The organism is Enterobacter sp. MGH 37 (assembly GCF_000534515.1).
In the GTDB taxonomy this organism is placed as follows: domain Bacteria; phylum Pseudomonadota; class Gammaproteobacteria; order Enterobacterales; family Enterobacteriaceae; genus Enterobacter; species Enterobacter kobei.
In genome coordinates this window covers 4,566-6,893 of record NZ_KI973210.1, presented here as the reverse complement: position 1 = coordinate 6,893, position 2,328 = coordinate 4,566, and the positions used below count along the sequence as shown (strand labels likewise).

Annotated in this window: 3 protein-coding genes; 1 reads left to right on the top strand and 2 read right to left on the bottom strand. The window is 43.7% G+C overall.

Annotation, left to right across the window (positions count from 1 at the left end):
- Positions 1-468 precede the first annotated feature (468 nt).
- Together L383_RS00020 and L383_RS00025 are read right to left on the bottom strand one after the other, a co-directional pair.
- Positions 469-825 carry a HigA family addiction module antitoxin gene (locus L383_RS00020; RefSeq protein WP_023316024.1) on the bottom strand — a complete coding sequence of 119 codons (357 nt, stop codon included), beginning with the start codon at positions 823-825 and terminating at the stop codon, positions 469-471.
- A gap of 202 nt (positions 826-1,027) precedes the next feature.
- Positions 1,028-1,345, bottom strand: a complete 318-nt coding sequence (locus L383_RS00025; protein WP_023316025.1) for a type II toxin-antitoxin system RelE/ParE family toxin — start codon at positions 1,343-1,345, stop codon at positions 1,028-1,030.
- A 186-nt stretch (positions 1,346-1,531) separates the two neighbouring features.
- Between L383_RS00025 and L383_RS25585 the strand changes: the two genes are divergently transcribed.
- Positions 1,532-1,774 (top strand): hypothetical protein, encoded by a 243-nt coding sequence (locus L383_RS25585; protein ID WP_023316026.1) that lies wholly within the window; start codon positions 1,532-1,534, stop codon positions 1,772-1,774.
- Positions 1,775-2,328 lie beyond the last annotated feature (554 nt).

Sequence of the window (2,328 nt, the reverse complement as noted above, 5' to 3'; positions counted from 1 at the left end):
AGGCAGTTCGCTCCAAGCTGGACTGTATGCACGAACCCCCCGTTCAGTCCGACCGCTGCGCCTGTTCCGGTAACTATCGACTTGAGTCCAACCCGGAAAGACACGACAAAACGCCACTGGCAGCAGCCACTGGTAACAGGATTAGCAGAGCGAGGTATGTAGGCGGTGCTACAGAGTTCTTGAAGTGGTGGCCTAACTACGGCTACACTGGAAGGACAGTATTTGGTATCTGCGCTCTGCTGAAGCCAGTTACCAGGTTAAGCAGTTCCCCAACTGACTTAACCTTCGAAAAACCGCCTCCCCAGGCGGTTTTTTCGTTTACAGAGCAAGAGATTACGCGTACAGAGCACGGATCTCAAGAAGATCGTAAGAAGAAAGTTAACATGAGCGTTTTTATCCCTCAAAAAGAAGGCTTCTAGTTATAGAAGCCTTCTTTTTGAGGGATAACTTATATTTTTTTAAAAAAAATCATGCAATAGCATGTTTCTTCTCAGAACTATCAACAATGTGTTTCCTTTCTATGATTTCATGAGCGGGAATCACTCTGTCTATTTCTTCTTGCAATCGAGGGCTACTAGTAACCTCCCATAAATCAACAGACTGCTGTATATTTAGCCAGAACTTTGCAGTGGTATCGAAGGCTTTAGCCAACCTAAAAGCCATATCGGTAGACAGCTTTCTATTATTGTTAACTAAAGCACTGGCAGAGTTTCTATGCACATTCAACATTTCAGCCAAGTCATTGATTTTTAAACCACTTGGTTCGAGATATTCATAAAGAATAATATCCCCTACAGTTGATGGTTTTCTAGTTGCTTGGGACATGCTTTACTCCTAAATTTTTTACTTCTCTCTGTTAGATGAGGAAGATAAGTATTTCGTCTATTACCAGCTGTAGCGATGAGTAATTATCTTAAATATAGTCACGTCATTTTTTTTATTAATCATTATTTGTAATGACATTTTAATGTAGGTGAGGGAACGCCTCACCTACTTGTTTTATAAGATAACAGCCACGACCTGTTATCTATCGGTAATCATGTGGATCGAGATACAAATCCTCGACTCCGTTTTCACCCCACTTAAATATCAAGCGGTACTTCTCATTCACCCGTATGGATGAATACCCTGTCAATGGAGGGTTGAGATTCTCAAATCGGTTTCCCGGGGGAGACCGCAAATCTCCAACTTTATCAGCAGCATTCAGCATATCCAGCTTGCGACCTAATGAAGCACTAATCGCAGTTGGAATCTTTCGATTGGCTTTACCATATTTGTAAAACTGGTATAGCCAATCGTCTCGAAACTGAATGCGGCAATCATCATGTTCATGATCTTGCTGCATTTTTCTTTTACCTCAATTTTTGCCGCAACTTGGCAATTTTTTCGATCACCTTCTTACCTCCGATATAGTACAGCAAACATATCAAATGCACAACAGCACAGTGCACTTGTGCAATCAATGGCTATGCTGTAGAATGCACTCATGCACAGTGCAGGTGTGCAAAATAAATGATAATTTGGAGGTTGCATGGCTCTTGTTCGCTCAGGAAACAAAAGCAAGATTTTTGAAGCAGATACGAAGTTTAACTCGGTTTTTGACACTGAATATAAGCCGGGAGAAACATGTGAATATGAAGGGATTTATAAATGTACCGGTTGCGGTAAAGAAGTAACTATCGCAGGCGGGAAAACAATCCCACCACAAAACCACCACCAACATACCCCCGCGCAAGGGAACATTCGTTGGCAATTGTTTGTTTATGCTCAGTGAGGTATAGAAAATGGCAGATCGTCGACCACTCAACCCACACGTTGTCGTTCCTAAACCAGGCGGCGGAACTCAACCTCGTGACCGTAACAATGACGGAAGGGTCAGAGGAAAACGCTCAGATGCAGGAAAGCCACGAAAATAACAGCAAGCCGCCAGCCTGGCGGCTTTTTTATATCTGCAGCTGATACTGATTTACCATAACATCCGTTGGGCGCACCGCTGAAACGGGGTTGGCTGCGTTTCTGGTGCCAGACGCGAGAAAGTGGCGACAGACATAACGAAAAAACACCAGAAACGCAGCCGCTGAATATTACACTGGTGCATAGTCATGCAGCCAGATGCATGGATGTTAAAGTCACACTAAAATCCGCGCCAATGCCTTAAAAACCGACAAATGCTTCTCCAGCCAGTCCCACAGCTCCGCCGCCAGATACAGGCAGTTAAGCAATGATTCAATAAGATTTAACAGCTTCATTTCCCGCTCCTGAATAAGTCGTGACCTTTTTGATCACGAACCTATTTAGCGGGAGAAATAAGAGCCCCTCTTCGTGCGG